Below are 24,907 nucleotides of genomic sequence, written 5' to 3' on the forward strand. Positions count from 1 at the left end.
CCCTGCCGGGCAACTCCGCAGATACGCTGCCAACGCGGCGGTTTCGACGCCGGGTGGCGGGTGATCGGGGTACCGTGAGCGGATGCCCGAACCGACGGTCATCGTGCTGATCGCGACGTTCGTCGCCGCGATCCTGCTGTTACGCAGGTACAACCGAGCGCACGGCACACCGCCACAGCGCGAACTCGACGATCCTGGTTATCCGGACGCGCAGTAACGCCCCGCGGGCGAGTTGTCCGCCCATTTTCCTCGTCCGGCTCACCCGAGGTGTCGGACCGATTACCGCATCGTGTGCCGCTTTCCATTTGGTTACCGCTGTCGTGGCCCGCTTATCGTATTTTCCACGCGCACAGGAAATTCGAATAGAGCGTCTCCGACGGAGAGGAACTACACGATGTTCGGGACTCTTTCTGTTGTCACGATCCAGGTCAAGGACCTCGACGCGATGACGGCCTTCTATCGCGACGTGATGCAGATGAGGGTGATGAAGTCGGGGCCGACTTTCACCTCCTTCCACACCGGGAACGGTGGCGAACTGGTGCTGTGGAAGGACGCGCCGGTGCGAATGCTCCCCAACTTCGCGGGGGCCGATCTCGAGGCGGCGCGCGTCGCGTTGCGCGACGCCGGTGTCACCGAGATACTCGACCACCCCGGTGGGAAGCACATCTTCGCCTACGATCCGGACGGCAACACGATCGGCCTCAGCGACGCGTAATTCCTTTGTGCCACACAGTCGTTCGAGTCGGACGGATCACGCGATGGACCACTCGGAGAAAGTACTGACCACACCGGCCTCGACAACGCCCGCCCGCGGGCGCCGCGAGGCCGCCACGCTCGTCCTGCTGGGGACGCTCACCACGATGGCGGGAGCGACCGTGGCGCCCGCGATTCCGGGCATCCGGACCGCGTTCGCCGGCGTCCCGAACGCCGATCTGCTGGTGCGGATGATCATCACCACGCACGCGATCGCCATCGTGGCCTTCGCGCCCCTCGCGGGCCTGATCGCCGACCGGTTGGGGCGACGATCGGCACTCCTCGCCGGCCTGGTCGCCTTCGGTGTGGGCGGGAGTTCGGGCGCCTACCTGCCGAATCTCGCCGCCATCCTCGCCGGACGCATCATCCTCGGCGTAGGCGTCAGCCTCATCATGACCAGCAGCGTGGCGATGATCGCCGACAAATACGAGGGCGACGCCCGCCGGCGACTGCTCGGGCAGCAGGTCGCGGCCACCGCGTTCGGCGGCGTGGCGTTCCTGCTCGGCGGCGGCGCGCTGGCGGATCTCGACTGGCGCATGGTGTTTCTCGTCTACCTGCTCGGTTCGCTGCTGATCGTGCCGACGCTCGCGTATCTACAGAACGCGGTACCTGCGAAACACCCTGTGGGACAAGGCGGCACGACTACGCCGTCGGTGCGGGCCCGGGTCGCGGCGCCCTTGGTCGCGATGCTGCTCGGCCAGATCGCGTTCTATGCCGTCCCGGTTCAGGTGCCGTTCCTGGTGGAGGACGAATTCGGAGCCGGGGCCCTGGCGTCGGGCACGGTGATCGCCGCCATGGTGTTCACGATGGGCATGGTGGCACTGCAATTCGCGCGCCTCCGGCCGCTCGCCGACGAGCACACCCTGATGGCTCTGTCCTACCTCGCTATCGCGCTGGGCCTGCTGGTGATGTCCGTGGCGGGCACGCTGTACGTGCTCACGCTGGGCCTGTTCGTGATGGCCGCCGGGGTGGGGCTCATCATGCCCAACGCCGGCAACTGGGTCGTCACGGTCGCCCCGGAGCATTTGCGCGGCCGGTACAGCGGGCGCCTGACGACGGCAATGTTCCTGGGGCAGTTCGTCTCTCCCATCGTTACCCAGCCCGTCGCCGACGCCCTCGGGATCCAGCCGACATTCGCGGTACTCGCTGCGGCCGCCCTGCCGGTCGCCGCCGTCTACTTCGTGCTGGGGCGCCGCCGGTAGGAACGCGGATCGTCTCGACACCGAATCGACACCTATCAAAGGGAAAGCAGTTCTTCTGCTGCGATTCCAATCGTCAGGAGGTCATATGTTCACACCGCTTCGCGCCACCACGGAAGGTGCATTTCGGGACTATCCCGTCGTGCTGGCGAAATATCTTTCCGGCGCCGTCTTGTTCTCGCTCGGCGCCTATTTCTTCATCGCCTCACATATGGGCACCGACCCGCTCGACACATTCGCACTCGGCCTCAAGCGCCACATCCCGATCACCGTGGGAATCGCCCAGTTCGGTGTCGCGCTGATATGCGTTCTCGTCGTGACGGTCTGGGACCGGCGTCGACCCCCGCTCTCCTCACTGGTCACCTTCTTCCTCTGCGGCAGCATGATCGACCTGCTGATGTGGAGTGACTGGGATCGGTCACTGCCGTCCGGGTACGGCATGCTCGTCGTGGCCACCCTGCTCTGCGCCTACGGTTCGGCGCTGATCATCATGAGCGGTCTCGGAATTCGGGCCATGGATCTGGTGGCGATTCAGGCACTCCGCACGACCGGCCTGCCGTTCTGGATCGGCAAGGGCCTCATCGAGGGTGTGCTGCTGCTCAGCGGCTATCTGCTCGGCGGACCGGTCGGCGTGGGAACCGTCTTCTTCCTGGTCGGCGTCGATCTGCTCATCCAGCCGCTGATGCTGCTCAACAGGCGCATCCTCGGGCTCGCCAATCAGGGCATGCCCGGCCCCATCCGACAGCCCAGTGAGGCGATGGCCTGAACCACGGGCGGTGGCCTCAGAACTTGTTCCGGAGGCCGCCGCCGAGTTCGGCGCCCAGCCGTTCGGCGTCCATCGCACGATGCAGCGGAGCCAGCAGTCCGGGCATGACACATCCGATCCTGGCCAGGAGGCGCACCTCGAGGGGAGCGACGACGATCTCGCCGACATCGTCGCGGACGGCCCGGACGACCGCGCGGGCAACCTGTCGGGGGCTGACCGTCCGCATTCCACGCGGCAGGCTGCTCCCGCCGTCGGCGAACATGCCCGCATCTCGGACGAACCCAGGCTCGACCACGGATACACCGACACCGGCGCTGCCGAGGTCGTGGCGAAGCGCCAGGGAGAATCCGCGCAGGCCGAACTTGGTCGCGTTGTACAGGCTGACCATCGGGGCCGGGAGCAGGCCCGCGATGGACCCCACGAAGACGATATGTCCACGGCCGCGTGCCAGCATGCCCTCGGCGAAGTGACGTGCCAGCAGCATCGGGGCGCGGAGATTGACGTCGACGATCCGATCGAGCTCGGTGGTCGACAGCTCGAGAAGATGCCCGCCTGCGGGCAGGCCCGCATTGGCGATCAGGACATCGACCGGACCGGAGTCGGCGGCCAGGCGGGCAACCTGGGCGGCATCGGACAGATCGGCGGCGATCGCGGTCGCGCCGAGTTCGGAAGCGAGTACGTCCAGCACGTCGGAGCGACGGCCGGTCACCACGAGTTCCGCTCCCTCCGTGGCGAATTCGCGCGCCACCGCGTGCCCGATGCCGCCGGTCGCCCCGGTGAGCAGAACCCTGGAGTCGGTGAGCTGACCGTGCGGCATGATCGGATCCCTTTCGGCGCGAACAACAGTGCGTAGGCGAAATGAGCGCGGGGAGCCACAGCGTGCCGCGACTCCCCCGCGCTACGGAATGAACGGTCAGGCGATCGAGACGACCTCGTCGTAGTCGAGCCGAGGCGACCGCGGAAACCACGCGTCCGGGCCCGGCTTGCCGATATTGACCACGACCAGGGAGCTGTGCGTGCCGTCGGGGAAGAATTCCTTGTCGACACCGGCCGCGTCGAATCCGTTCATCGGCCCCGCGGCCAGCCCGGCGGCGCGGATGCCGAGGATGAAGTAGCCGACCTGGATGAGGGCGTTGAAGCGAGCCGAGTCGGCGCGGATTTCGTCGTCGGCGAAATAGTCCTTGGCGTCGGGGGCGTGCGGGAACACCTTCGGCAGCTGATCGTGAAAGTTCAAGTCCGCGGCGAGGATCGCGGTCAGGGGCGCCGTGGCGGTCTTGGGCTTGTTGTTGTCGATCATGTGTTCGACCAGCCGCGCCCGCGCCTGTTCGCCGCGGACCAGCACGATACGCATCGGCTGCTGGTTCATCGACGTCGGGCCGAACTTGATCAGCTCGTAGATCTCGCGGATCACGTCGTCGCCGACCGGCTCGTCGGTGAAGGTGTTCGCGGTCCGTGCCTCGCGGAACAGCAGGTCCTGCGCCTCCGCGGCCAGTGCGAGGCCGGTGGCGGGTTGCGCGATATTCATGGGTATCTCCTTGGGTCGGTAGGTGTTTCGGCTAGTCGTGGGCCACGCGCCGGGAGCGGGTCAGCAGGGCGCCGTCGACTCGGACCAACACGTCGTGCACCACGCAGCTGGGCGCGATCTCCGGCTGCTGCCCGGGGCGAATCTTGACGACCAGGCAGTAGGCGGTGGAGACGATCGAACCGTCGTCCTGCGGCTGCAGGTTGATCATGTTGAACCAGTGCCGCCGCTGCATCGGATCGTCTTCGAATCGCTTGTGGAACGCGACCAGGTCGGACACGATGCCCGCCCGTGTCCGCGCCGGTGGGCGGCCGGGTGTGTGCTCGAATTCCGCGTCCTCGGTGAAGGTCTCGGCATATCCGGTGATGTCGCGGCCGTCGAGCCGCTGCATCTGCTCGGCATAGAACTGCTGCACCTCGGCGTACAACTCGGTCCTGCTGGCGACGGTCGGCATGGCTGGCTCCTCCAACAACGGTGTGCCCGCCGGGGATTCGGCGGGCCTCGACTGCGCCCCAGCGTCCCCGATCGCACTCGAGCATCGGTCCAGCGCGCGGTGAGTTGACCGGAGCTATAGGACCGGCAGCGAGCCTGGAGGTCGGACACTCCGGCGAGTCCGGACAACCGACCGATGGAGGAACTATGGCGGACAGTCAACGCGTCGCGATGGTCACGGGCGCAACCAGCGGCATGGGGCTGGAGATCACCAAAACCCTGGCGGCGCAGGGAATCTCCGTGTTCATCTGCGCCCGCAACGAGCAGCGGGTGGCGGATACGGCCAAGGGTCTGCAGGATGAGGGGCTGTCCGTCGACGGCGTCGCCTGCGACGTGCGCGACGCCGGGCAGATCCGCGAATTCGTCGACGCCGGCGTCCGCCGGTTCGGCCCGGTCGACATCCTGGTGAACAACGCGGGCCGCAGTGGCGGCGGCGTGACGGCGCAGATCGAGGAAGACCTGTGGCTCGACGTCGTCAACACCAATCTGCACAGCGTCTTCTTCGCCACCAAGGCCGCGCTCAACGCGGGCGGCATGCTGGAACGCGGCAGCGGCCGCATCGTCAACATCGCCTCGACCGGCGGCAAACAGGGTGTGCTGCACGGCGCCCCGTACTCCGCGTCCAAGCACGGCGTGGTCGGCTTCACCAAGGCGCTCGGGCTGGAGCTGGCCAAGACCGGCATCACGGTGAACGCCGTCTGCCCGGGCTTCGTGGAAACGCCTATGGCCGAACGGGTTCGGGAGGTGTACTCGGGCCTGTGGGGGGTCGACACCGACGAGGTGCACGCCAGGGTCAGCGCTCGCGTGCCGATCGGCCGCTACGTCCAGCCGAGCGAGGTGGCCGCCATGGTCGACTACCTGATCGCCCCGGCGGCCGCCGCGGTGACGGCGCAGGCGCTGAACGTCTGTGGCGGACTGGGCAATTACTGACCGGGAGGCACCGCGATGACCGCAGTAGACGACACCGCACCCGCGACCGCCGAACTCGACGCGGCCGCACACGACCATCTGCAGGTTCTCGATGCGATCCAGTCGGGCGCGCTGCGCCTGCTCGGCGGATTCCCACGACAACCGAGCACCTTGCGCATCCGGGTCGGCGAGGTGACCGTCGAAGCACACTGGCCGCAGCAGGATTCGGCGACGGCCCCGACGACGTCGGAAACCGTTGCGGTCTCCGACGTCCCGGCGCCCTCCCCCACGATCCGCGCGCCGAGCGTGGGTGTGTTCTACCGCAGTCCCGAACCGGGCGCCGACCCGTTCGTCGACATCGGTGATCACGTCACGGCCGGTCAGCAGGTCGCCATCGTCGAGGCGATGAAGCTGATGATCCCGGTGACCGCCGAGGCGGGCGGGGTGATCACCGAGATCTGCAAACAAGACGGTGAATCGGTGCAATTCGACGACCCCCTGTTCTCCTACTCGGCGGGGTGAGCCCGGCGCTCGGTCAGGGCGGCGCGGCGCCAGGTCAGGACCCGGCGCTGCGCCCGCCCGTCCACCTGGGCGCTGCCGATCAGCGTGAGCACGTCACCGCGCAGCGACATTTCCCGGACCTGCTCGGTATTCGCCCAGGCCGGGTTGGAACAGACCCTGATCGCGTGGACGACTTCCGTTCCCTCTTGTCGCCACGTCCCCGCGTAACCCATGAACGGGGCGGCACCGGCGGCGGCGTCGGTGCGCATCATGCTCACCGACACATAGCCGTGCGCGTTGTAGATCAGCAGGCCGCGCGGCGCATCACCCAGTGGCCCTTCGGTTCTCACGTCCGCATCGTCGATGTCGTAGTACGACACCAGTTCCCAGGTCCCGACCAGATCGCTCGCTGTCATGGATCCCACGATGAGCGCCCGCACTCGAGTCATGCTCGAGCGGTCCCCCGGGCGTAGGCATGGCTGGCCTGCACCAGTTCCCAGACCACCTCCAATTCACCGGGGTCGCGCGGGCCGTACACCATCAGGACCGACGGCGGCAGGTACCGCTGGCGGGCCAGCGGATGCTGTTCGGCCCAGCCTTGCGTGATCGCCTCCACGGCAAGCGCTTCCGGCAGGCACAGATGCAGGCTGCCGTCCGTACTGCCGTGCAGATGGGCGAATTCGGTGGCCCGCAGGTACGCGTCGTCCGGACCCCCGGCGAACTCCGGCTTCAGGTGCAGCGCACGGGTGTCCGGCGCCGAGATTCCGCTGCGCCCGACCAGGACACCCGGGAGGCTGACCATGCGAGCCCACAGGGTCTGCTGCAGACCTGCCGGAGCATTCTGACTCAACTGCTGGTGCGGAGTATGTGGTCGGGTCTCCGGCCGCGCACCGAAGCGAGGAGGGAGGGCCGGATGCCTGTGCGTGGCCGTCGCTGTCATCACTGTGCTCCTTTCACGACCGTCGGGCCGTCTGGTCACACAGTAGTTTCCAAAGTATAGTAGTTACCAAATGGAAAGCGTGCAGGAGAGGTTATGACAGACGTCACAGCACCCCCGGTCGATCCCTGCCCCATCTCCCCCGTGGTCGACTTGTTCTTCGGCCGCTGGTCCACCCAGGTGCTGTGGGTGCTGACCCACCATGGCCGCATCCGATTCAACGAGTTGCTGCAACGCATTCCGGGACTGACACCGAAGGTGCTCACGCAGCGGCTCCGGCAGCTGGAGCGCGACGGGCTGGTGCAGCGCACCTATCACCCCGAGGTGCCACCCCGGGTGGAGTACACCGCCACCACACTGGCCACCACGCTGCGCCCGCTGTTCAACAATCTCGCGCAGTGGTCCGACGAGCACCTGGGCGAGGTGCTCGCCGCACGGGCCGCCTACGACGCCGCGGAGGGCTGAGCCGCCACCGCGAGCAGATGGCGGGCCAACTCCCGCGGCATCGTGATCATGCAGTCGTGCCCCGTCGGCAGCACCTTCAGGCGCTCGGGCGGCAGGTCGTCCGGCGGCAGGGTGCGCGGCATCGCCGCGCGCATCGCCTGGAACTCCGCGCCGCCCTCGCTGCAGTAGATATGCGTGACCGGTATGTAGGCCAGGGCCTGTGGGTTGCTCAGCCACAACGGCTGCTGGAAGGTCTTCAGCGACTGCGCCGTGAGCATGGACGCCAGCCAGCTCAAATCGGGTTCCGTTGTGACACCGTTGATTCCACCGTCCCCCAGCGGCTCGGTCGGCGGTGGTACTCGCCAGCCATCGCCGCTGTCCGCCGCCGCCTGCGCGAATGCCTCCACCATGGGGGGCATGATGTCGGCGACCGCCTCGCCGTCACGCGGCACGAAGGTGTCCACGTAGACCAGTTCGGCAATGCGGTCGGGCATCCGGTCGGCGAGGGCGGTGATCACGATCCCGGCATAGCTGTGGCCGACGAGGATCACATCGGTGAGAGCCTCGGTGGTCACCAGTCCGACCAGATCATCGACGTGGGTATCGAGTCCGACGTAGCGGGTGAGCTGGTCGGCACGCTCCCCCAGTCCGACCAGCGAAGGGGCGAGCGCGGTGTGGCCCGCCGACTCCAGCAGCGGCACTACCCGCTGCCAGGCCCAGCCGCCGTGGAACGCTCCGTGCACGAGCAGATAGGTCGACACGATCGTTTCTCCTACTTCCTTGTGACAGTGAGTGTTTCGTCGATTCCGGGCGGCACGCGCTCGGGGCGGATACCGAGCCCGATGACCCGCGCGATCACGTGCGAGAGCCCCGGGAACCGGCGCAGCAGCCGGGCCAGCAACGGTTTGTCCGTGCCGGGGCGTCCCGCACTGGGATACAGATCGGCCAGCAGCCGGAGCTGCGCGAATTGCACCACCCGCATGGGGAATTCGCGACGGCGCTGCACGGCGCGCAGCCGTGCCGCGGTCGGCGCCTGTCCCGCGGCCAGGGTGGGCGCGAGCAGGCGGGCCGCCGCGACGGCATCCTGCACCGCGAGATTGATGCCGACACCGCCCGCCGGTGACATCGCGTGCGCGGCATCACCGATCGCGAGCAGCCCGGGCCGATACCAGCGGCGCAACCGGTCCACGCGCACGTCGAGCGGTTTCACGTCCTCCCAGTCGCGGATCTCGGCCTCGAGATGCGGCGCGAGCACGGGATAGATCGCCGCCAGGTCCGCGCGGAAGGCGGGCAGCCCCGCCGCCCGGACCGCCTCGAACCCGCCCTTCGGGATCATGTAGGCGACCTGCAGATAGTCGCCGCGATCGATGCAGACGATGAAGAAGCCCTTCCCGCTGCGGACGGTGGGCAGCCGGTCGCCGTCCGGTGTACTCACCCGGAACCACAGCACATCCATCGGCGCCTCGCCCGCCCCCACCTCGAGCAGGCCGTCGCGGCGCACCAGCGAGTTGCGGCCGTCCGCCGCGATCACCAACCGGCACCGGACCTCCGCCGTCCCGTCGGGCGTGCGTGCCCGGACACCCGTGACCGCCCCGTCCTCGTGGATGAGTTCGGTCGCCTCGGCACGCTGCCGCAGCCGGAAACCCGCATAGCGACGGCCGGTTTCGGCAAGGAATGTGAGGACATCCCACTGCGGCATGAAGGCCACGAACGGGAAACGGCCGGGCAGCCTGCGGAAGTCGGCGAAGACCACGGGCCCGAGATCGGTGGCCATCGGCAACCGCGGCGCCTCCACATGCGGGAGCCGCAGAAACTCGTCGGCCACACCCAGTTCGTCGAGCACGGCCAGCGTCGACGGATGCACCGTGTCACCGCGGAAGTCGCGCAGGAAGTCCGGATGCTTCTCCAGCACAACGACGTCGACTCCCGATCGGGCCAGCAGCAGCCCAGCGACGAGGCCGGCCGGGCCACCGCCGATCACGCAGACATCGACGGATTCGCTTGTCACGCCAGACATGTCGGCAACCGCCCGTGGTTGTAGCGCACCATCTCGTCGAAGATCGACAACACGTCGAGCGGACTCCCCGGGGCCAGCTCGTCCAGCTCCGCGTAGGCGCGGTGCAGGTTCCCGACAATGCGTTCGGAGTCGACCAGCTCCTCGAACTCGCCCAGCCCCACCTCCATCGCGATCTCGAGTGGCGGCAGGTCGAGGGCCCGGCCCTCGATCGCGGCGTCCTCGATCCAGTGCAGATACCGTGTCGTCTGCTCGAAGATCTCCGGCCCGGCGATCGGACCGTGGCCCGCCACAACGGTTTCCGCGCCCAGCTGCGAAAGCCGCCGGACCGCCGCCAGGCTGCCGCGCACCGACCCGAACAAGCAGAACGGCGCCGCCCCCGACATGACGATGTCACCGGCGAACAGCACCTTCTCCTGCGGCAGCCACGCCACCACGTCGTTGGTGGTGTGCGCGGCCGGGCCGAGATGGATCAGCTCGACCGGCCGCTCGCCCACGTGGACCGTCACCCGCTCACCGAAGGTGACGGTCGGCAGGGTGACGCGCACATCGCCCCAGTCGACCTGCGGCCACAGCTGGGTCAGGGCGAGGCCGGTCTCGATCATCTCGGGCCGGATCCGATCGTGGCCGAGGACGACCGCGGCCGGGCCGAACAGGTGGTTGCCGAAGTTGTGGTCGCCGTGATGGTGGGTGTTGACGATGGTCCGGGCGGGTCCCGGCGCCATCCGGTCCACGAACTCGACCAGGCCACGGGTCCGGCCCTCGGTGGCCAGGGTGTCGATCACCAGGGCCCCTCCGGGCCCGATCAGCACCCCGGCGTTGCTGACGCACCAGCCGCCGCGGTCGTGGGTATAGGCGAAGACGCCGTCGGCCACCTCCTGGATCGCCGGGCGCGCGGGCGCGGGTGTCCCGGTGATCATGTCGCGGACTTCGTCGTCGACATCCGCTCCGCCGCCGCGTATTTCACCGCGCACAGCAGGGTGTTGCGGCTGTTGGTGCCCAGCGCCTCCTCGAGGTAGGCCCGCGCATCGGCGAGATCTGTTGCTTCTCCGAGAATTTCGCGTGCCGCCTCCGGGTTGATCGCCACGGTGTGCCGAGCGGTGACCTCGGCGCCGTCGGGCCCGTCCGCGAATTCCCAATTGCCGCTGTGGCCGAACAGCATCGCCGGGGGCATCAGCTGCTTGTAGTCGATGCGTTCGCCCGGAAAGCAGATCCGCACCGACTTGGTGGTGTGGGTGAGTCCACCGCCGGTGACGGTATCCATCTCCATCAGCTGCACGCCGTCGGAGTCCTCGCTCAGCTCCACCCGGCCCACATGCGGGACGTGCTCGGGCCAACGATCGCTGCGACGGACGAAGTCGTACAGTTCCGCGGCCGTGGCGTCCAGGGTCACGGTGTCGGCGAAGGTGTACACGATCTCGCCGATCGGATGCCCCAGTTCGGCGATGCGACCGAGGGCGGCCAGTTCGGTCTCGCTGTTGCGGTCGACGGCGCGCGACACGTCTTCGGGATCGGCGCCCGGCAGCACGCCGAAGTGGTGGTCCAGCACGATTCTCGTGGTGGCCGAGTCGATTTCCTCGAACGACCACTCACCACCCATCGATGCGATCGGCGGATGGCTGCGCTCCTGCTCGAAGGAGATGCGACGCTGCTCCTGGTCGAGTACGCGCCGGGAGGTCCAATGCATCACCGCGCCGTTCACCGTGGCCCACAGCTGGAACCGCTCCTCGTCGGGCCCGCGGTGCAGATGCCGCACCGCGACGCTCGGTTCGAAGATCACCGGCCAGCGGGTGACATCGGCGACCAGTGCGTAGAGGTCGGCGGGCGGGGCGGCCACGATGCGGGAGTGCCGCGTCTTGACGATGCTCATGACGCCGCACCCGCCAGCCGGCTGTTGACGATGTCGATGAGCTCCTGCGGCGTCTCGAGGTCGATGAGCTGCTCCTCGGGGACCGTCACCCCGAAGTCCTGCTGAATCCTCGACGCGGTCTCGATCAGCGCCAGGGAGTCGTAGCCGAGATCCTCGAAGTTCGCCGCGGAGAAGTCACCGGCCAGTTCGGGCGCGTCCTCGTCGCCACCCGCACATGCCACCAGAATTCGGCGCAGCTCGTCGATGGTCATGATCGTGCTCATGGTCTGCTCCTCGATTGTCGGATGAAGCGGTTGCCGTGGCTCGGCACCGCTCGGGTCAGTTGCCGGATACCGCGCGCACCACCACTGCCGAGTTGAATCCCCACCGGCCGCGCGCGAGCACCAGTGCCGACCCGACGGCCGCCTCGCGCGGCTCACCGAGGATCAGGTCGAGATCGAAACCCTCGGTGACCTCGGTCGTCGCGGCCGTGGACGGGATCACCCCGTCGCGCACGGCCAGCAGCGCGGTGACGATGTCGAGCGGGCCCGCGCCCGAGAACAGCCGTCCCGTCAGGGGTTTCGTCGCGGTGACCGGCACCGCGCGCGGCCCGAAGACCGCCACCAGCGCCGCTGCCTCTTCGAGGTCCCGTTCGGGGACTCCGGCGGCGTCGGCGAACACCACGTCGATATCACCGGGGCCCGATCCCGCGTCGGCGAGCGCCATGTCGATGGCCCGCCGCAGACCCGACGGCCGCCCGGAGCCCGGTGCCGGGTCGAATGTCTGCGCATAGCCCGCGATTTCGCCGTACATCTTCGGCACTGCCCGGGCGTGCGCGGCGGCGGCGTCCTCGAGAACCAGCATCGCACCGCCCTCCCCCGGTACATGTCCGGTGGCGAGTGCATCGAAGGGCCGATACGAGTGCGCGGGATCGGTTGCGGTACTGACGATTCCACTCGCCACATGCGAGGCCCAGCCCCACGGGTCCAGCGCGGAGTCCACGCCGCCGGTCACCACCAGCGGGGTGCCCCGGCGCACGGTGCGCCGCGCGTGTCCCACGGCGTCCAGCCCACCCGCCTGCTCGGCGACCAAGGCGCTGCTGGGTCCGCGCATACCGTGCCGGATGGAGATCTGGCCGGTGTTCACCGCGTAGAACCACGCGAACGACTCGTACACGCTGACGTGCTCGGATCCCTTCGACCACAGCTTGTTGAACTCACGATGGGTGAATTCGAAACCGCCGGAGGCATTTCCGGTCACCACGCCCATGTCGTAGTCCGTCAGCGCGGTGGTATCGACCTTCGCGTCGTCCAGTGCCCAGTGCGCGGCAACCAGCGCCATCCGGGTGGAGACGTCGGTCTGCGGGAGCAGGCGGCTCGGAAGATGTTCGGCGGCAACGAAATCCGATACCTGACCCGCGAGCGACGCCCCGGATGCGCTGGTGTCGAACCGGGTGAGCGGCGCAATGCCGCTGCGCCCCTCGAGCACGGCCTGCCAGAACCGCTCGACACCGAGACCGTTGGGCGCGACGACGCCCACGCCCGTCACGACCGTCATACGCCCACATCCTCTGCCCGGCGCAGCACCATGGCGCTCTGGAATCCACCGAATCCGCTGCCGACGGTCAGCACCGTGTCCATGCGATGGTCGCGCGCGGTGATCGGCACGTAGTCGAGGTCGCATTCCGGATCGGGCTCGTGCAGATTCGCCGTCGGCGGCACCACCTGGTATTCGAGTGCCAGCAGGCTCGCGGCGATCTCCACCGATCCGATCGCGCCCAGCGAGTGGCCCACCATCGACTTGATCGAGCTCATGGGCGTCCGGTAGGCGTGCGCGCCCAGGCTGCGCTTGACCGCCGCCGTCTCGTGCCGGTCGTTCTGGCGAGTGCCGGATCCGTGCGCGTTGACGTAGCCGACCGCGGTCGGGTCGATCCGCGACTCGTTCAGTGCCACCCGGATCGCCTCGGCCATCTCGCGGCCGTCGGCCTTCAGACCCGTCATGTGGTACGCGTTGCATCGCGTCGCGTAGCCGGTGATCTCGGCATAGATGCGGGCACCGCGACGACGCGCGTTCTCGTACTCCTCCAGCACGAAGATCGCCGCGCCCTCGGCGAGCACGAATCCGTTGCGGGAGTTGTCGAACGGCCGCGAGGCGTGCTCCGCATCGTCGTTGCGCGGCGTCGTCGCCTTGATGGCGTCGAAGCATGCCACCACGATGGGCGTGATCGGGGTGTCCGAGGCGCCGGCGATCATCACGTCCGCCGAACCCTCCCGGATCAGCTGTACGGCGTGGCCGACCGAATCCAGGCCGGAGGTGCAGCCGTTCGACACCATCGCCACCGGCCCCTCGGCGCCCACGCTCCAGGCGACCTCGGCGGGCATGACGCTCGGCACCATGTAGTCGAACATGTACGGCGACAGATGTTTCTCGTCGACCAGCCAGTTGCGGCCCGAGTCCGACAGCACCAGATACTCCTGCTCCAGGCTGGTGGCGGCGGCCACCGCGCTGCCCAGGCTGACGCCGAGGCGATGCGGGTCGAGCGCGTCGAGGTCCAACTCGCTGTCGGCCACCGCTTCCCGGGCACAGACGACCGCGAACTGCGCCGCCCGATCCATCCGCCGAATCTCCCTGGGGGACAGGCCCTCCGCGGTCGCATCGAAGTCCGCTTCGCCGGCGACCTGTGAGCGGTAGGGCGAGGCGTCGAAGAACGTGATCGACCGCGTCGCGGTCCGCCCCTCCGACAGCAGCTTCCAGAATTCGTCCCTGCCGGTTCCACCGGGCGCACGGACACCGAGTCCGGTGACAACCACACGACGGGTCACAGCGCACCCCCGATTTCCATGACATTCACAGCGATCTCCCTTCACGCCGAGGGTGTTTCCACTTCCGGATCGCGATCAGAATGGGCGCCCGCACTCGAGCGCTGCTCGAGTCGGACGGTCGAGCTGTTCTCGAGCGCCGCCTGCGAACTTGGCAACAGTGATCACGCGGCCGACGTCGTCCGCGTGATCACCGGACGCATCGACGGTCCGGTTCACCCGCCGATCGAGCACAGGAGACGCCAGTGAGAACGACCGAAACTACCGGTCCGGTGGATTGGGTGCTCTGCCCCGGCTGCCGGACACCCCTGTACCGCAAACGGTTCGATCGCGATCTCGGTGTCTGCGGCGAATGCGGACGCCACACACCGGTGACGGCCGAACAGCGGCTGCGGCAGTTGGCCGACGGCGGCCGTTTCGAGTTGCTGCCCGTCATCGCGACCACGGAGGACCCGCTCGAGTTCACCGACACCAAGCGCTACACCGACCGGCTCGCGGCCGCCCGCGCGCGTACCGGACTGCGCGATGCGTCCGTGTGCGCGTCCATGACCATCGACGGCAACCCGGCACTCGTTGTCGCCATGGACTTCCGCTTCCTCGGCGGCAGCCTGGGCACCGCGGTCGGCGAGCAGATCACCGTCGCCGCGGAAACGGCTCTCGCCGAACGCCTTCCGCTGATCATCGTCACCGCGTCCGGCGGCGCCCGGATGCAGGAGGGGCCGCTGGCGCTCATGCAGATGGCGAAAACCAGCGCGGCACTGGAGCAGCTGGATCGCGCGGGCATCCTCACCGTCAGCGTGATCACCGACCCCACCTACGGGGGCGTCGCCGCCTCCTTCGCGACGCTGACCGACGTGCTCGTCGCCGAGCCGGGCGCACGGCTCGGATTCGCCGGGCGCCGCGTCATCGAGCAGACGATCCATCAGGAACTTCCCGCGGGCTTCCAGACCGCGGAGTTCCTGCTCGACCACGGGCTGATCGATATGATCGTGCCGCGCTCGAATCTGCGGGCCACCCTCGCCGGGTTGCTGCGCGTCGCAAGCCCGGCCGACCCCACCGGCCGGCCGCCCGCCGATGCCGGAATCATCACCGATCCCCACGCTCTGCCGGATGTCGATGCCGCGACGCGGGTGCGCGCGGCACGGCGGATCGACCGCCCGAGCGCGCTCGACTACTGCGCACTCACCTTCGACGGATTCCGGGAGTTGCGGGGCGATCGCGCTTCCGGTGACTGCCCGGCCATCGTCGGTGGCACCGCCTGGCTCGGCGACCGACCCGTCATGGTGATCGGGCAGCAGAAGGGCCACACGCCCAGGGACCTCATGGCCCGCAGTTTCGGCATGCCGATGCCCGCCGGATACCGCAAGGCCGCCCGGCTCATGCGCCTGGCCGAGAAACTCGGACTGCCGATCATCACCCTCATCGACACGCCCGGCGCCTATCCCGGCGCGACCGCCGAGGAACAGGGCCAGGCCATCGCGATTGCCGAGAACATCCGGCTCATGTCGGCTCTTCGCGTGCCGGTGATCGGCGTGGTGATCGGAGAGGGCGGCAGCGGCGGGGCGCTCGCGCTCGGCGTCGCCAACCGCGTGCTGATGTTCGCCGACGCCACCTACTCCGTGATCAGCCCGGAAGGCTGTGCGGCGATTGTCTGGAACGACCCGGGCGCCGCCGCGAAAGCCGCCGCGGCACTGCGCCTTACCGCGCGGGACCTCCTGCGCCTCGGGGTAGCGGACGGAGTACTGCCCGAACCCGGCGACACCCCACCGGTCGCGGCCGACGGCCTGCGACGCGCCCTCGCGGCGACGTTGCACGAATTGCTCGGGCACGGCGGTGCGGACCTCGCGGCACAGCGCCGCGCCCGCTTCCGCCGTTTCGGCGCACCGGTGGCCGTCTGGTCGGCAGCGTAAACGAATGCGGGGCATCATGTTCGACAAAATCCTCATCGCCAATCGCGGTGAGATCGCCGTGCGGGTGGCGCGCGCGTGCCGGGAGCTCGGGCTGCGCACCGTCGCCGTGTATTCGGAGGCGGACCGCGAATCCATGGCCGTCCGGCTGGCCGACGAAGCGATCTGCATCGGACCGGCCGCGGCCAAACACAGCTATCTCAACGCCGCCGCGGTGCTGACCGCCGCCCGGATCACCGGCGCCGACGCCGTCCACCCCGGCTACGGGTTCCTCTCGGAGTCACCGGATTTCGCCGACGCCTGCCGAACCGCCGGGGTCACGCTGATCGGTCCCCCCGCGGACGTGATGGCCGAGCTCGGCGACAAACAGTCCGCGCGCACCCTGATGGCGAAGGCCGGGCTGCCGCTGCTACCCGGCAGCCTCGACGCTCTGGAACCCGACGACGCCCATGCGCTCGCCGAGGAGATCGGATACCCGGTGATCGTCAAGGCTGCCGCGGGCGGCGGCGGTCGCGGCATGCGGATCGTGCGCGACAGCGCGGAATTCCCGGAGGCCTACCGGGAGACCCGGGCCACGGCCCGCATGCTGTTCGGCGACAGCCGCGTCTACGTCGAGAAGTACCTCGAACGGGCCCGCCATGTCGAGATCCAGGTGCTGTGCGACGGCCACGGTGCGGGCATCCACCTGGGCGAACGCGATTGCTCGGTCCAGCGCCGGCACCAGAAACTGATCGAGGAGTCACCGGCCCCGCACATGCCGGACGGGCTGGCCGCACGCATGGGCCGCGCCGCCGTCGAGGGTGTGCTGGCGGCGGGCTACGTCGGTGCGGGCACCGTCGAATTCCTCGTCGACCACGCCGGGAACTACTACTTCATGGAGGTGAACTGCCGAATCCAGGTCGAGCACCCGGTCACGGAGATGGTCACCGGCATCGACCTGGTCGCCGAACAGATCAGAATCGCGGCGGGCTTGCGCCTGGGCTACGCGCAGGATCAGGTCGTGTCTCGAGGGGCGGCCCTCGAGTGCCGGGTCAATGCCGAGAACCCGGCGGCAGGATTCGCACCGACGCCGGCGTGTATCGCTACGTTCATGCCGCCGGGCGGGCCGTTCGTACGTGTCGACACGCACGCCTACACGGGCTACTCGGTTCCGCCGAATTATGATTCTCTGCTGGCCAAGGTGATCGTATGGTCGCCGGACCGCGACGGCGCCATTGCGCGCATGAGGCGAGCCCTCGCCGAGTTCGAAATCGACGGCGAGCGACTGCACACGACCCGTGAATTCCTCATGAGCGTCCTCGATCACGCCGATTTTCGGTCCGGGAACCATTCGACCGCACTCGTCGCCGAAATTATCGACGATACGGTCCGGAACAACGACTAGGCGGGCCGCGTATTCACCTTACCGGATGCCAGCGACCGCCAGCCGATCAGATAAACAGCGTGCCGGGCCTCCAGCATCTCCGCCACGTCCTCATCGCAAGCATTCAGAATATCCCGATGCAACCGTTGCAGTTTCAGGCACGGATCCAATCCCAGCTCACGTTGCAGCACTCGGACGAACTGGTGATACGACTCCAAGGCGCGATGCCGCTGGCCGGAGCGGCACAGCGCGAACATGTAGTACGCCTGCAGTTTTTCGTGCAGTGGCTGTTCGACGGTCAAACGGGCCAAATCGGGGCACACCTCCCGATTCCAGCCCAGCCGCAGCTGCGCCTCGATCCGCAGCTCCAGATCGGTGAGACGCAGCTGGTCGAGATGTGAAACCTCCGCCGAGAGCGGAATCCCCGCCTCCACGTCCAGCAGCGCCGGCCCGGTCCACAGCGCCTCCGCGGCCGTGAACAACTCCACGGCGCGCCGATCGTCGCCGGCGTGCACCGCGCACCGCGCAGCGCTGGTCATCGACCGGTAATCACGCAGGTCGAGCACGCAATCCTGAGCATCGAACATATATCCCTTGCTCCAGGTGCGCAGAAACTTCTCCGCAACCTCACCCTGATCGACACGCAAATTTTCGGCCAGTTTTTTCTGATACCCAAAATATAGGTCTGTACGACGGTGGTGGCACTCCGCGGCGGATTATCGTTCCACAACTCCTCGACAAGTGTCGCCACCGGTACCACCGTAGAATGACGAATCAACAATAATGCCAGAAGTTGCCGCTGCTTCCGCGCCGTCGGAGTAGCATTGCGATTGTTCAGGGCGAGTGTCAGAGGGCCTAGGACTCGAGCATACACTGGATACGACACAAAGCGCTCCCTATGGGGCAGCCGGCCAACCGGCGCGAGTAGCAGGATCCCACGTCACTGTAGGCGCTCTAAGGGTAGCTAAAATCCCGTATCTGGTCTGTGAATGTTCCGTGATCTCACCGTTAACTTACTTCGTTCATCGAATAGCCTGGGCTAATGCTACAAACCTGAAAACAATTTCTCGCACGGCTGTCTAATGTATTGACATTCCAGGGACCGGCACACTCACCGTCGGCCCGGCCCGCGCCCCTTGCGGGCCTCGATCTCGGCCTCCGCCAAGGGCGTGATGAGGCGGGCGGTCATCACCAGGATCTCCCGGTGGTCCTGGCTGTCGCCGTCGAGCAGGGCGGTGCGCAGCACGGCGGCGCAGCAGGTGTTGACGAGCACGAACGTCATCACGTCGTATTCGCGGTCGTCGCCCGGGCCCAGCAGCCGGACCACCAGCAGCTTCACCATCAGCCGGATGCGCAGCTCCAGCTCGGGAATGCCGCTGTCGTAGAACGGCACCCCCTCCACCAGCGCGCGGACCAGCGGCGCGTCGGCCGCGAGCTCCTCGGTCGTCGCCTCGAGGATGAGGGTGATGGTCTCGCAGACCGATGTGCCCGTCGGCCCCGCCATGGCCTCCATCACGCGACGCTCCTGGCTGTCGAGGATCCGCCGCAGCAGTTCGTCGACGATGACGGAACGATCGGAGAAGTACCGGTAGACCGTGCCGACACTCACCCCGGCCTCCGCCGCGATCCGGTTCGTCGACGTGTTGGCCACGCCTCGCTCACCGAACACCCGGGCGGCCGTGTCCAGAATGTGCTCACGCGTCATCCTGCTGCGGTCCTGGGCCGGAACCCGACGTAAGCCCACGGCTTTCAGCGGCATCGCATACTCCCGCAACCGTTTACGATCTCGAGCGCCGCCGAGCTTAATATCGGCCCGGAGACCGTGGTGCCCCGATCGCGACCGGCGGGGACGGTGGATAACGACGCCCCCTACGCCCTTGTGGCAGAACACAACACACCGCCCCACACGTACCGGGCGACCGCACCGACCGGCGGGGGTGGCAGCAACGAGACGACAGGCCCGCCCCGTTCGCCACCGTTGCTGCTGCCACTTGGCACAATGTGGCGGTGCGAGCCGATCGACGCCGTCTGAATCGTGCGGCCGCCGTCACCGCGGCGGCCGCTCCGGCCATGCTGTTCGCCGCTGCCGAGTGGCTGCACCGGCGTGCGTCGCGCCGATATCCGAATGCCCGCCTGCCACCGGCGCCGCACGGCCCCACGGAAGCCGTTGTGCTGCTGGGCTATCCGGCGCGGGCGGACGGCGGTACGCACGCCCTGCAGCGCTGGCGCTGCCGCATCGCCGCCCGGTCGAGGGATCCGCGCCGCGACAGCATCCTGGTCTGCACCGGCGGCGCCGTCCACGACGACTGGGTGGAGGCGGAGGTGATGGCCCGCTACGCACACGAGGCGCTCGGCGTGCCGGTCACCCACATCCTGACCGAGACCAAAGCCGAGAGCACCTGGCAGAATATCGAATTCGCGATTCCGCTGATCGAGCACGCCGACCACATCAAGATCGCATCGGACCCCATGCACGCCGCCCGCGCCCGCCGCTACCTGCTGCTCCAGCGGCCCGACCTGGCCGCGCGCCTGTCCCCCACCGCGGACTACCGCTTCGGCGAGCAGTGGTGGCTGAAGATCCCCACCGCCGCCCACGAACTCGCGGCCATCGCCCGCCGCCGAGCAGGCGCAGCCCTCATGAAACGCCTCGGCAAAAGCGCCCAGCCTCCCAGCGCACCAGACTGACCGCCGCACCCCGTACATGTTCCCGCACTCGCTACACGCGTTGTAAGGGGGTGCGTGAGCAGGCACCGGGTGCGGGAATCGTGGGCTACGAGGTGAGCTGGCGGCGGATGTCCTGCAGGTGGTGGCGGACCTCGTGGACCGTGTGCACCGCGACCCAACTCAGCGTGCGCTCGGTGCGAGGCTCGGGGAAGTTGTAGAGCACGATCCGCGCCCAGTCTTCCGGGGCGAGGCGGGCCAGAACGTTGGTGAACATCAGGGCCGCGTCCGACGTCTGGCGGGCCACGTCCCGCGGATCCTGCTCCGCGTAGCCGTCGTGGTCGACGCGTTCGTCGCGGCCCATCGGCGTGCAGTCCACGCGGTCCGCACGACGGGCGGCCAGCACCCGTTCCCGCTGTACGAGCAGCGTGTCGCGGACGTGACAGGCGTACTCGAGGGGCGACCACACCGTCTGCGAGCGGCGGTCCCGCAGATTCACCTGCGGGTCGCGAAGGACGTTCGCGATCTCCGCAATTCCGTCTCGGATCGCCTGTCCGGCCGCGGGTGCCGCCGCGGTGTCGTAGGTGAAGCCACACTCTCGGCAATGGTCCATGCCCGCACCCTAGTCACGCCGCATGAACCAGTTGGGTACACCCAGAACCTCGGCCTCCGCCACCACCACGAACCCGAATTTCGTGTAGAAACGGACGTTTTCGGGCTTGTCGGTCTCGAGGTAGGCGATCGCTCGCTCGGATTCCATACGGCCGCAGAACTCTTCCAGCATGGCGCTGCCGATGCCCCGCCCTTGCGAGACGGTGTCGACGGCGACCGGGCCGAGGTGCCAATGCGGTTCGACGAGATCGTGCCGGCCCCACGCACCCGTCCACTGCAGGATGCGGATCGCAGTCGGGGGCGGGTAGCTCAGCACGGTCACCGGCACTGCGGCGAATTTCTCGATCGGACCCGGCGGGCGACTGCGGGGCCGTCCCATTCCGCACACCCCGACGAGCTGCCCGTCACGGAACGCCCCCGCCACCGCCCCCTGCCGGAACAGTCCCGGCAGCCCGGACCTGAAGAACCTGGTGAGCGCCCGTTCCCGTGACGCGGGTACGGAACCGAAGACCCGCACCACGATGGGGTTGTCCCGCATGCCGCGCCCGAGCAGCGCCACCGCGTCACCGAGTTCGTCGCGACCGAGGTCACGTATCTCCACATCCGCCACCGCGCCTCCCCGCTACAGAACCTGGCTCCATTCTCCGGCGGGGACATCCAGCTTTCCGCCGCAATGCCTTCGCCAACAGGCCACCGCCCGCCGGTACGCCTCACCTGAGCCTATTCCCTGGCGGGGCGATCCGGGCCGGTACAGCTTTCCGCCGCAACACTTTCGGCAGACAGCCCAGTCGTGCGCTCCGGTCCGAATCCGCGCCGTTCCACAGCAGGGTCTCCGACCCGGGACGACTCTCCGCCGCGGTGCCCTCGCACACGGCGGAGCCGGAGCGTGAGCTAACCCGCGACGGCGACCGCCCGGCCCGGGTGCTGCCGCAGGCGCTCGGCCAGTTGGTCGGCGATGTCGCCCTCGTCGGCGCGGACCGGATCCGACTGCACGACAGGATGATTCAGTGCGTCGAGGGACTCGGCGACGCAGGTGGGGAGACGGTCGGCGGGCTGCTTGCGGAGATCCGCCAGGGTGCTGACACCGGTCAGTACCAGCAGCGACGGCAGGTCCACACAGTGCGCACCGTCGATATCGGTGTCGAGGCGATCGCCGACGACCAGGGCATTGCGGGTGGCGGCACGATCCAGCGCGTCCTCCAGCAGCGGCGCGTACGGCTTTCCGGCGACCGTCGGCTCCAGGTCGGTGGCCGCGCGCAGGGCGGCAACCATCGAGCCGTTGCCGGGTGCCAGGCCGCGCTCGTTGGGCAGCGTGGCGTCGGTGTTCGCGGCCACCCAGAGCGCCCCGGCGCGCAGCGCGTAGGCCGCCTCCGCCAGATCCGGCCATGCCGTCTGCGGCGAATGTCCCTGCACCACGGCGTCGGGCGCCACAGCGTCGAAGCGGCGAATCGGGCGCAGACCGACCCGCTCGACCTCCGCCGCCAGATCATCGGTGCCGACGACCAGCACGGTCGCACCCGCGCGCAGCCGCCCCGCCAGCACGTGCGCCGCCGCCTGCGCGCTGGTCACCACGTCGTTTTCCGTTGCGGCGAAACCCAATTCCGCCAGATGGCCCGCGACCGTGGCGGCCGACCGGCTGGCGTTGTTGGTGACATACATCAGCGCCTGCGAGCTGGTAGCACCCGAAAGCGCTTCCGGCGCACCGGGAATCACGTCATTGCCGCGATACAGCGTGCCGTCCAGATCCAGCAGCAGCGCCCCGAACCGCTCCCTCAACCGCGTCACTAGCTCCACCTACTCCGGCACCCGCACCGATGCCTGCCGTCCCTTGCCGACTGCTCCTCCATCTGCACAATCGCATACCGCCCCGGCAGCTCGCCGCCCGGCCGCCCTTCACCCACGTCGGTCGCCCACGCACACAGCAGCACACCAACCCCGCAGCTCGCCGCCCGGCCAGCCTTCGCCCAGGTCGGTCGCCCACGCACACAGCAGCACACGGTCGACGGCTTCGCTCCGGGTCGATCCGCGCCGGACGCGTTGCAGATCGCCCCGACGGCCCACCCGGCGGCTCGCCATCCCGCTGCCTTTTCGCCCCCGGGTCAGCGGTGCCACACGCTGGGACAGCAGATCGCGGCGACGGCTTCGCCGCGTCAGACGCACGCAGATCGCGCTGAACAGTCCATCCGGTAGCTCAGCTGTCCTCGTCCGGATCAACGGCACACGGCGCCGCAGACCGTCACAACCCGCTGGTGCGGATCCTGGCTCGGTGCTCGAGCGTCGGCCGTGCGAACGCACCTGCGACTTCGGCGTTGGAGGCTATTTCACACCGGTATCCGGGTCGTCGACGCCACCGCGTGCGTCGGTTTCCTCGTCGGCAGGCTCGTCGTCGCTGTCCTCGGCGTAGCTCTCGCCGCCCGCGAGTTCGTCGGCGCGTTCCTCGGCGTCGGTTTCGCCGTCGAGGTCGGCGGATGCCGCGTTCAGGAACCATTTCAGGGCCTCGTCGGCGCGGTCGGCCGCCAGCAGGGCCTCCGCGTAGGCGTAGAACAGTCGCGCGGCGGCCGAACCCGTGCGGGCGGGATCCAGGTCCGGGGTCTGCAGTGAGACCACGGCCTGGTCGTACTGGCCCAGATCCATTCGCGCGCCCGCGACCACGATCCGCAGCTCGGTGGCCTCGTCGCCGGTCAGCTGCCGTGCCTCGTCGCTGCGCCCCAGCTCGATCGCCCGCTCGGGCCGACCCAGCCCGCGCTCGCAGTCGGCCATAACCGCGAGCAGACCGGAGCCACCGGACATCCGGCGAGCGGTCCGCAGTTCGGACAGCGCCTCCGCCCATTCACCCGCGTGATAGGCGATCACACCCGCGGTTTCGCGGACCACCGCGATCCGCCCGGCCCGCTGCCGCGCCGCGCGAGCGTGCGCCAAGGCCAGCTCCGGCTCCTCGTCCAGGAGCCGGGCGGCCATCACGAGATGCCGCGCCACCGTCTCGGCATTGTTCTTGTCCAGGCTCAGCAGGTCGCGGCGAACGGCCGAATCGAGGTCGGCGGCCTGCACGTCCTCCGGCAGTGCCGGTTCGTCGGGCCGTGCATCGCGACGGTCGTGGCTCCGGCCACCCGGCCCCTGCACACCCTCGCCCCCGCGACGGCGCTCCCCGCGCCCGGCATCGTCACCCGGGCCGAATCCCCCACTGTCCCTGCCGAACCCGCGATCCGTCTCACGATCCTCGCGAGGCCGCCGATCGTCGGGGCGCCGGAATCCACCTCGGTCGTCGTCGCGCCCGGATCCACGGCCCGCCCCCGGCGAGCGCGAAAATCCGCCACGGCCCGGACCTCCACTGCCCGAATCGCGGCGGGCCTCCCCACGGGTGAAGCTGCCGCGCCCTTCGCCGCCATCGGAGTCGCCCCGGCGGCGCTCGCCCCGGTCGAACCCACCCCGAGACTCACCGAACGAGCGGGACCCACCGCGATCGAAGCCGCCGCGGTCGGCGTCGGTCCGACGCCCCCCGCCGCGGTTGAACCCACCACGGCCCTCGCCACGATCGGCGTCGGTCCGACGCCCCTCGCCGCGGTTGAACCCACCACGGCCCTCGCCACGGTCGGCATCACTCCGACGTCCCTCGCTGCGGTCGAAGCCACCACGGCCAGCGCCGCGGTCGGCGCCACCACGGTGCCCTTCGCCGCGGTTGAATCCACCACGACCGGCATCGTCACGACGCCCCTCACCGCGACGGAAACCACCTTCGCCGCGGCCGTTGTCGCCACGATTGAATCCGCCACCGCCCGCGCCGCGGTCGGCATCGCCCCGGCGACCCTCGCCACGGTCGAAGCCTGGTCGGCCCTCGCCGGTGGAGCGGCCGCCGCTACGTTTGAAACCCCCTCGGGCACCACCGGTCGAGTCGTTGTCCGAGCGGTCGCGCCCGGGCTCTCCGGAATCACCGGACCCGCTGCTACGGCGGAAGGGCTTCCGACCGTCGTTCTGCTCCGACACGGTGATCCCTTTCTCTGCTCCTGCTTCGATACCCGGCCCAGGTGCTCGTCGATGTGAGGTCAGCGGCCGTCCGCCTCCTCGAATTCAATCACGCCCGGACGAACCGGCCAGCACGCGGCACAGGGTCCGGAACGACGAAAAGGGGACCCACGGCATGGGCCCCCTTTTCGGGAAGTAT

At 68.7% G+C, this 24,907-nt stretch carries 28 protein-coding genes and 1 pseudogene; 10 read left to right on the forward strand and 19 right to left on the reverse strand.

The genetic code is table 11. The features are described 5' to 3' along the window. Nucleotides 1–82: 82 nt before the first annotated feature. The 4 genes from NM1_RS44185 to NM1_RS26310 all read left to right on the forward strand — a co-directional run bounded on the left by NM1_RS44185 (nucleotide 83) and on the right by NM1_RS26310 (nucleotide 2,718). Nucleotides 83–217 carry a hypothetical protein gene (locus tag NM1_RS44185; protein ID WP_255286226.1) on the forward strand — a complete coding sequence of 45 codons (135 nt, stop codon included), beginning with the start codon at nucleotides 83–85 and terminating at the stop codon, nucleotides 215–217. A gap of 177 nt (nucleotides 218–394) precedes the next feature. Then, nucleotides 395–715, forward strand: coding sequence for a VOC family protein (locus NM1_RS26300; protein ID WP_068025221.1), 321 nt, complete (start codon nucleotides 395–397; stop codon nucleotides 713–715). A 43-nt stretch (nucleotides 716–758) separates the two neighbouring features. Further along, nucleotides 759–1,955 carry an MFS transporter gene (locus NM1_RS26305; protein ID WP_084520051.1) on the forward strand — a complete coding sequence of 399 codons (1,197 nt, stop codon included), beginning with the start codon at nucleotides 759–761 and terminating at the stop codon, nucleotides 1,953–1,955. Between the two features lie 85 nt (nucleotides 1,956–2,040). After that, nucleotides 2,041–2,718, forward strand: a complete 678-nt coding sequence (locus tag NM1_RS26310) for a YczE/YyaS/YitT family protein (protein WP_068025224.1) — start codon at nucleotides 2,041–2,043, stop codon at nucleotides 2,716–2,718. Between the two features lie 16 nt (nucleotides 2,719–2,734). Here the strand turns inward: NM1_RS26310 and NM1_RS26315 are convergent, their stop codons facing one another. The 3 genes from NM1_RS26315 to NM1_RS26325 all read right to left on the reverse strand — a co-directional run bounded on the left by NM1_RS26315 (nucleotide 2,735) and on the right by NM1_RS26325 (nucleotide 4,694). Next, nucleotides 2,735–3,535 (reverse strand): SDR family NAD(P)-dependent oxidoreductase, encoded by an 801-nt coding sequence (locus NM1_RS26315; protein WP_068025227.1) that lies wholly within the window; start codon nucleotides 3,533–3,535, stop codon nucleotides 2,735–2,737. A 96-nt stretch (nucleotides 3,536–3,631) separates the two neighbouring features. Continuing rightward, the gene (locus NM1_RS26320; protein WP_068025229.1) at nucleotides 3,632–4,243 is read right to left on the reverse strand and encodes a malonic semialdehyde reductase; all 612 of its coding nucleotides are present in this window, start codon (nucleotides 4,241–4,243) and stop codon (nucleotides 3,632–3,634) included. A 31-nt stretch (nucleotides 4,244–4,274) separates the two neighbouring features. Beyond that, the gene (locus NM1_RS26325) at nucleotides 4,275–4,694 is read right to left on the reverse strand and encodes a nuclear transport factor 2 family protein (protein WP_068025231.1); all 420 of its coding nucleotides are present in this window, start codon (nucleotides 4,692–4,694) and stop codon (nucleotides 4,275–4,277) included. A 185-nt stretch (nucleotides 4,695–4,879) separates the two neighbouring features. On the opposite strand from NM1_RS26325, the gene NM1_RS26330 reads away from it, so the two are divergent. Both NM1_RS26330 and NM1_RS26335 read left to right on the forward strand, forming a co-directional pair. Then, on the forward strand, nucleotides 4,880–5,662 hold the full coding sequence (locus tag NM1_RS26330) for an SDR family NAD(P)-dependent oxidoreductase (protein WP_068025234.1): 783 nt from the start codon (nucleotides 4,880–4,882) through the stop codon (nucleotides 5,660–5,662). A 15-nt stretch (nucleotides 5,663–5,677) separates the two neighbouring features. Next, on the forward strand, nucleotides 5,678–6,163 hold the full coding sequence (locus tag NM1_RS26335) for an acetyl-CoA carboxylase biotin carboxyl carrier protein (protein WP_084520052.1): 486 nt from the start codon (nucleotides 5,678–5,680) through the stop codon (nucleotides 6,161–6,163). On the opposite strand, the gene NM1_RS26340 is transcribed toward NM1_RS26335, so the two are convergent. Next, the gene (locus NM1_RS26340) at nucleotides 6,148–6,558 is read right to left on the reverse strand and encodes a lipocalin-like domain-containing protein (RefSeq protein ID WP_084520066.1); all 411 of its coding nucleotides are present in this window, start codon (nucleotides 6,556–6,558) and stop codon (nucleotides 6,148–6,150) included. The genes NM1_RS26335 and NM1_RS26340 overlap by 16 nt on opposite strands. A gap of 29 nt (nucleotides 6,559–6,587) precedes the next feature. After that, nucleotides 6,588–7,082: a luciferase domain-containing protein gene (locus NM1_RS26345; RefSeq protein ID WP_068025236.1), complete on the reverse strand. Its 495-nt coding sequence runs from the start codon at nucleotides 7,080–7,082 to the stop codon at nucleotides 6,588–6,590. 93 nt (nucleotides 7,083–7,175) lie between these two features. On the opposite strand from NM1_RS26345, the gene NM1_RS26350 reads away from it, so the two are divergent. Further along, on the forward strand, nucleotides 7,176–7,544 hold the full coding sequence (locus tag NM1_RS26350) for a winged helix-turn-helix transcriptional regulator (protein WP_068025239.1): 369 nt from the start codon (nucleotides 7,176–7,178) through the stop codon (nucleotides 7,542–7,544). Here the strand turns inward: NM1_RS26350 and NM1_RS26355 are convergent. From NM1_RS26355 to NM1_RS26385, 7 genes are read right to left on the reverse strand one after another with little or no spacing between them, the layout of a single operon-like run. Further along, nucleotides 7,523–8,284: an alpha/beta fold hydrolase gene (locus NM1_RS26355; protein WP_068025244.1), complete on the reverse strand. Its 762-nt coding sequence runs from the start codon at nucleotides 8,282–8,284 to the stop codon at nucleotides 7,523–7,525. The two genes, NM1_RS26350 and NM1_RS26355, sit on opposite strands and share 22 nt — an antisense overlap. A gap of 11 nt (nucleotides 8,285–8,295) precedes the next feature. After that, complete coding sequence (locus NM1_RS26360; RefSeq protein ID WP_068025247.1) at nucleotides 8,296–9,540, reverse strand: FAD-dependent oxidoreductase; 1,245 nt, start codon at nucleotides 9,538–9,540, stop codon at nucleotides 8,296–8,298. Continuing rightward, nucleotides 9,528–10,511: an MBL fold metallo-hydrolase gene (locus NM1_RS26365; RefSeq protein ID WP_211339544.1), complete on the reverse strand. Its 984-nt coding sequence runs from the start codon at nucleotides 10,509–10,511 to the stop codon at nucleotides 9,528–9,530. The genes NM1_RS26360 and NM1_RS26365 overlap by 13 nt, the downstream gene beginning before the upstream one ends. After that, nucleotides 10,454–11,407: an aromatase/cyclase gene (locus tag NM1_RS26370; protein ID WP_068025253.1), complete on the reverse strand. Its 954-nt coding sequence runs from the start codon at nucleotides 11,405–11,407 to the stop codon at nucleotides 10,454–10,456. The genes NM1_RS26365 and NM1_RS26370 overlap by 58 nt, the downstream gene beginning before the upstream one ends. Beyond that, nucleotides 11,404–11,670, reverse strand: a complete 267-nt coding sequence (locus tag NM1_RS26375) for an acyl carrier protein (RefSeq protein ID WP_068025255.1) — start codon at nucleotides 11,668–11,670, stop codon at nucleotides 11,404–11,406. Before NM1_RS26375 ends, NM1_RS26370 begins: the two co-directional genes overlap by 4 nt. Nucleotides 11,671–11,725: 55 nt before the next feature. After that, nucleotides 11,726–12,943: a ketosynthase chain-length factor gene (locus NM1_RS26380; RefSeq protein WP_068025258.1), complete on the reverse strand. Its 1,218-nt coding sequence runs from the start codon at nucleotides 12,941–12,943 to the stop codon at nucleotides 11,726–11,728. After that, a complete protein-coding gene (locus tag NM1_RS26385; protein WP_068025260.1) occupies nucleotides 12,940–14,208 on the reverse strand; it encodes a beta-ketoacyl-[acyl-carrier-protein] synthase family protein in 1,269 nt (422 codons plus the stop codon). The genes NM1_RS26380 and NM1_RS26385 overlap by 4 nt, the downstream gene beginning before the upstream one ends. A 242-nt stretch (nucleotides 14,209–14,450) precedes the next feature. Between NM1_RS26385 and accD the strand changes: the two genes are divergently transcribed. Together accD and accC are read left to right on the forward strand one after the other, a co-directional pair. Further along, nucleotides 14,451–16,115, forward strand: coding sequence for an acetyl-CoA carboxylase, carboxyltransferase subunit beta (gene accD / locus NM1_RS26390; RefSeq protein WP_068025262.1), 1,665 nt, complete (start codon nucleotides 14,451–14,453; stop codon nucleotides 16,113–16,115). A gap of 16 nt (nucleotides 16,116–16,131) precedes the next feature. Continuing rightward, entirely contained in the window at nucleotides 16,132–17,496 is a 1,365-nt protein-coding gene (accC, locus tag NM1_RS26395; RefSeq protein ID WP_068025345.1) for an acetyl-CoA carboxylase biotin carboxylase subunit, read from the forward strand. Here the strand turns inward: accC and NM1_RS26400 are convergent. The 3 genes from NM1_RS26400 to NM1_RS26405 form a co-directional block, all read right to left on the reverse strand. Further along, nucleotides 17,493–18,122, reverse strand: a complete 630-nt coding sequence (locus tag NM1_RS26400; RefSeq protein WP_068025265.1) for an AfsR/SARP family transcriptional regulator — start codon at nucleotides 18,120–18,122, stop codon at nucleotides 17,493–17,495. The genes accC and NM1_RS26400 overlap by 4 nt on opposite strands. Next, nucleotides 18,011–18,361, reverse strand: a complete 351-nt coding sequence (locus NM1_RS44685) for an AfsR/SARP family transcriptional regulator (RefSeq protein ID WP_169814329.1) — start codon at nucleotides 18,359–18,361, stop codon at nucleotides 18,011–18,013. Before NM1_RS44685 ends, NM1_RS26400 begins: the two co-directional genes overlap by 112 nt. A gap of 225 nt (nucleotides 18,362–18,586) precedes the next feature. After that, nucleotides 18,587–19,180: a TetR/AcrR family transcriptional regulator gene (locus NM1_RS26405; protein ID WP_246011646.1), complete on the reverse strand. Its 594-nt coding sequence runs from the start codon at nucleotides 19,178–19,180 to the stop codon at nucleotides 18,587–18,589. A 302-nt stretch (nucleotides 19,181–19,482) separates the two neighbouring features. Here NM1_RS26405 and NM1_RS26410 point away from each other — a divergent pair, with 302 nt between their 5' ends. Beyond that, complete coding sequence (locus NM1_RS26410; protein ID WP_068025348.1) at nucleotides 19,483–20,160, forward strand: YdcF family protein; 678 nt, start codon at nucleotides 19,483–19,485, stop codon at nucleotides 20,158–20,160. A gap of 85 nt (nucleotides 20,161–20,245) precedes the next feature. On the opposite strand, the gene NM1_RS26415 is transcribed toward NM1_RS26410, so the two are convergent. The 4 genes and pseudogenes from NM1_RS26415 to NM1_RS43595 all read right to left on the reverse strand — a co-directional run. Then, nucleotides 20,246–20,749: a DinB family protein gene (locus tag NM1_RS26415; protein ID WP_084520055.1), complete on the reverse strand. Its 504-nt coding sequence runs from the start codon at nucleotides 20,747–20,749 to the stop codon at nucleotides 20,246–20,248. Between the two features lie 9 nt (nucleotides 20,750–20,758). Continuing rightward, complete coding sequence (locus NM1_RS26420) at nucleotides 20,759–21,358, reverse strand: GNAT family N-acetyltransferase (protein WP_068025271.1); 600 nt, start codon at nucleotides 21,356–21,358, stop codon at nucleotides 20,759–20,761. Between the two features lie 281 nt (nucleotides 21,359–21,639). Further along, nucleotides 21,640–22,533, reverse strand: coding sequence for an HAD-IIA family hydrolase (locus tag NM1_RS26425; protein ID WP_068025273.1), 894 nt, complete (start codon nucleotides 22,531–22,533; stop codon nucleotides 21,640–21,642). Between the two features lie 621 nt (nucleotides 22,534–23,154). Continuing rightward, nucleotides 23,155–24,138, reverse strand: a pseudogene (locus NM1_RS43595) (hypothetical protein); the annotation flags it as partial. Nucleotides 24,139–24,907: the final 769 nt, after the last annotated feature.

Origin of the sequence: Nocardia mexicana NBRC 108244 (genome assembly GCF_001613165.1) — a bacterium.
Lineage (GTDB): Bacteria > Actinomycetota > Actinomycetes > Mycobacteriales > Mycobacteriaceae > Nocardia > Nocardia mexicana.

Excerpts from the sequence above, each read along its gene's own strand:
- NM1_RS26415 (WP_084520055.1), bottom strand. The coding sequence starts at position 20,749 with ATGGACCATTGCCGAGAGTGTGGCTTCACCTACGACACCGCGGCGGCA.
- NM1_RS26325 (WP_068025231.1), bottom strand. The coding sequence starts at position 4,694 with ATGCCGACCGTCGCCAGCAGGACCGAGTTGTACGCCGAGGTGCAGCAG.
- NM1_RS26335 (WP_084520052.1), top strand. The coding sequence starts at position 5,678 with ATGACCGCAGTAGACGACACCGCACCCGCGACCGCCGAACTCGACGCG.
- NM1_RS26320 (WP_068025229.1), bottom strand. The coding sequence starts at position 4,243 with ATGAATATCGCGCAACCCGCCACCGGCCTCGCACTGGCCGCGGAGGCG.
- NM1_RS26305 (WP_084520051.1), top strand. The coding sequence starts at position 759 with ATGGACCACTCGGAGAAAGTACTGACCACACCGGCCTCGACAACGCCC.
- NM1_RS26340 (WP_084520066.1), bottom strand. The coding sequence starts at position 6,558 with ATGACAGCGAGCGATCTGGTCGGGACCTGGGAACTGGTGTCGTACTAC.
- NM1_RS26360 (WP_068025247.1), bottom strand. The coding sequence starts at position 9,540 with ATGTCTGGCGTGACAAGCGAATCCGTCGATGTCTGCGTGATCGGCGGT.
- accC (WP_068025345.1), top strand. The coding sequence starts at position 16,132 with ATGTTCGACAAAATCCTCATCGCCAATCGCGGTGAGATCGCCGTGCGG.
- NM1_RS26375 (WP_068025255.1), bottom strand. The coding sequence starts at position 11,670 with ATGAGCACGATCATGACCATCGACGAGCTGCGCCGAATTCTGGTGGCA.
- NM1_RS26350 (WP_068025239.1), top strand. The coding sequence starts at position 7,176 with ATGACAGACGTCACAGCACCCCCGGTCGATCCCTGCCCCATCTCCCCC.
- NM1_RS26345 (WP_068025236.1), bottom strand. The coding sequence starts at position 7,082 with ATGACAGCGACGGCCACGCACAGGCATCCGGCCCTCCCTCCTCGCTTC.
- NM1_RS26370 (WP_068025253.1), bottom strand. The coding sequence starts at position 11,407 with ATGAGCATCGTCAAGACGCGGCACTCCCGCATCGTGGCCGCCCCGCCC.
- NM1_RS44185 (WP_255286226.1), top strand. The coding sequence starts at position 83 with ATGCCCGAACCGACGGTCATCGTGCTGATCGCGACGTTCGTCGCCGCG.
- NM1_RS26330 (WP_068025234.1), top strand. The coding sequence starts at position 4,880 with ATGGCGGACAGTCAACGCGTCGCGATGGTCACGGGCGCAACCAGCGGC.
- NM1_RS26380 (WP_068025258.1), bottom strand. The coding sequence starts at position 12,943 with ATGACGGTCGTGACGGGCGTGGGCGTCGTCGCGCCCAACGGTCTCGGT.
- NM1_RS26310 (WP_068025224.1), top strand. The coding sequence starts at position 2,041 with ATGTTCACACCGCTTCGCGCCACCACGGAAGGTGCATTTCGGGACTAT.
- NM1_RS26405 (WP_246011646.1), bottom strand. The coding sequence starts at position 19,180 with ATGACGCGTGAGCACATTCTGGACACGGCCGCCCGGGTGTTCGGTGAG.
- NM1_RS26300 (WP_068025221.1), top strand. The coding sequence starts at position 395 with ATGTTCGGGACTCTTTCTGTTGTCACGATCCAGGTCAAGGACCTCGAC.
- NM1_RS26315 (WP_068025227.1), bottom strand. The coding sequence starts at position 3,535 with ATGCCGCACGGTCAGCTCACCGACTCCAGGGTTCTGCTCACCGGGGCG.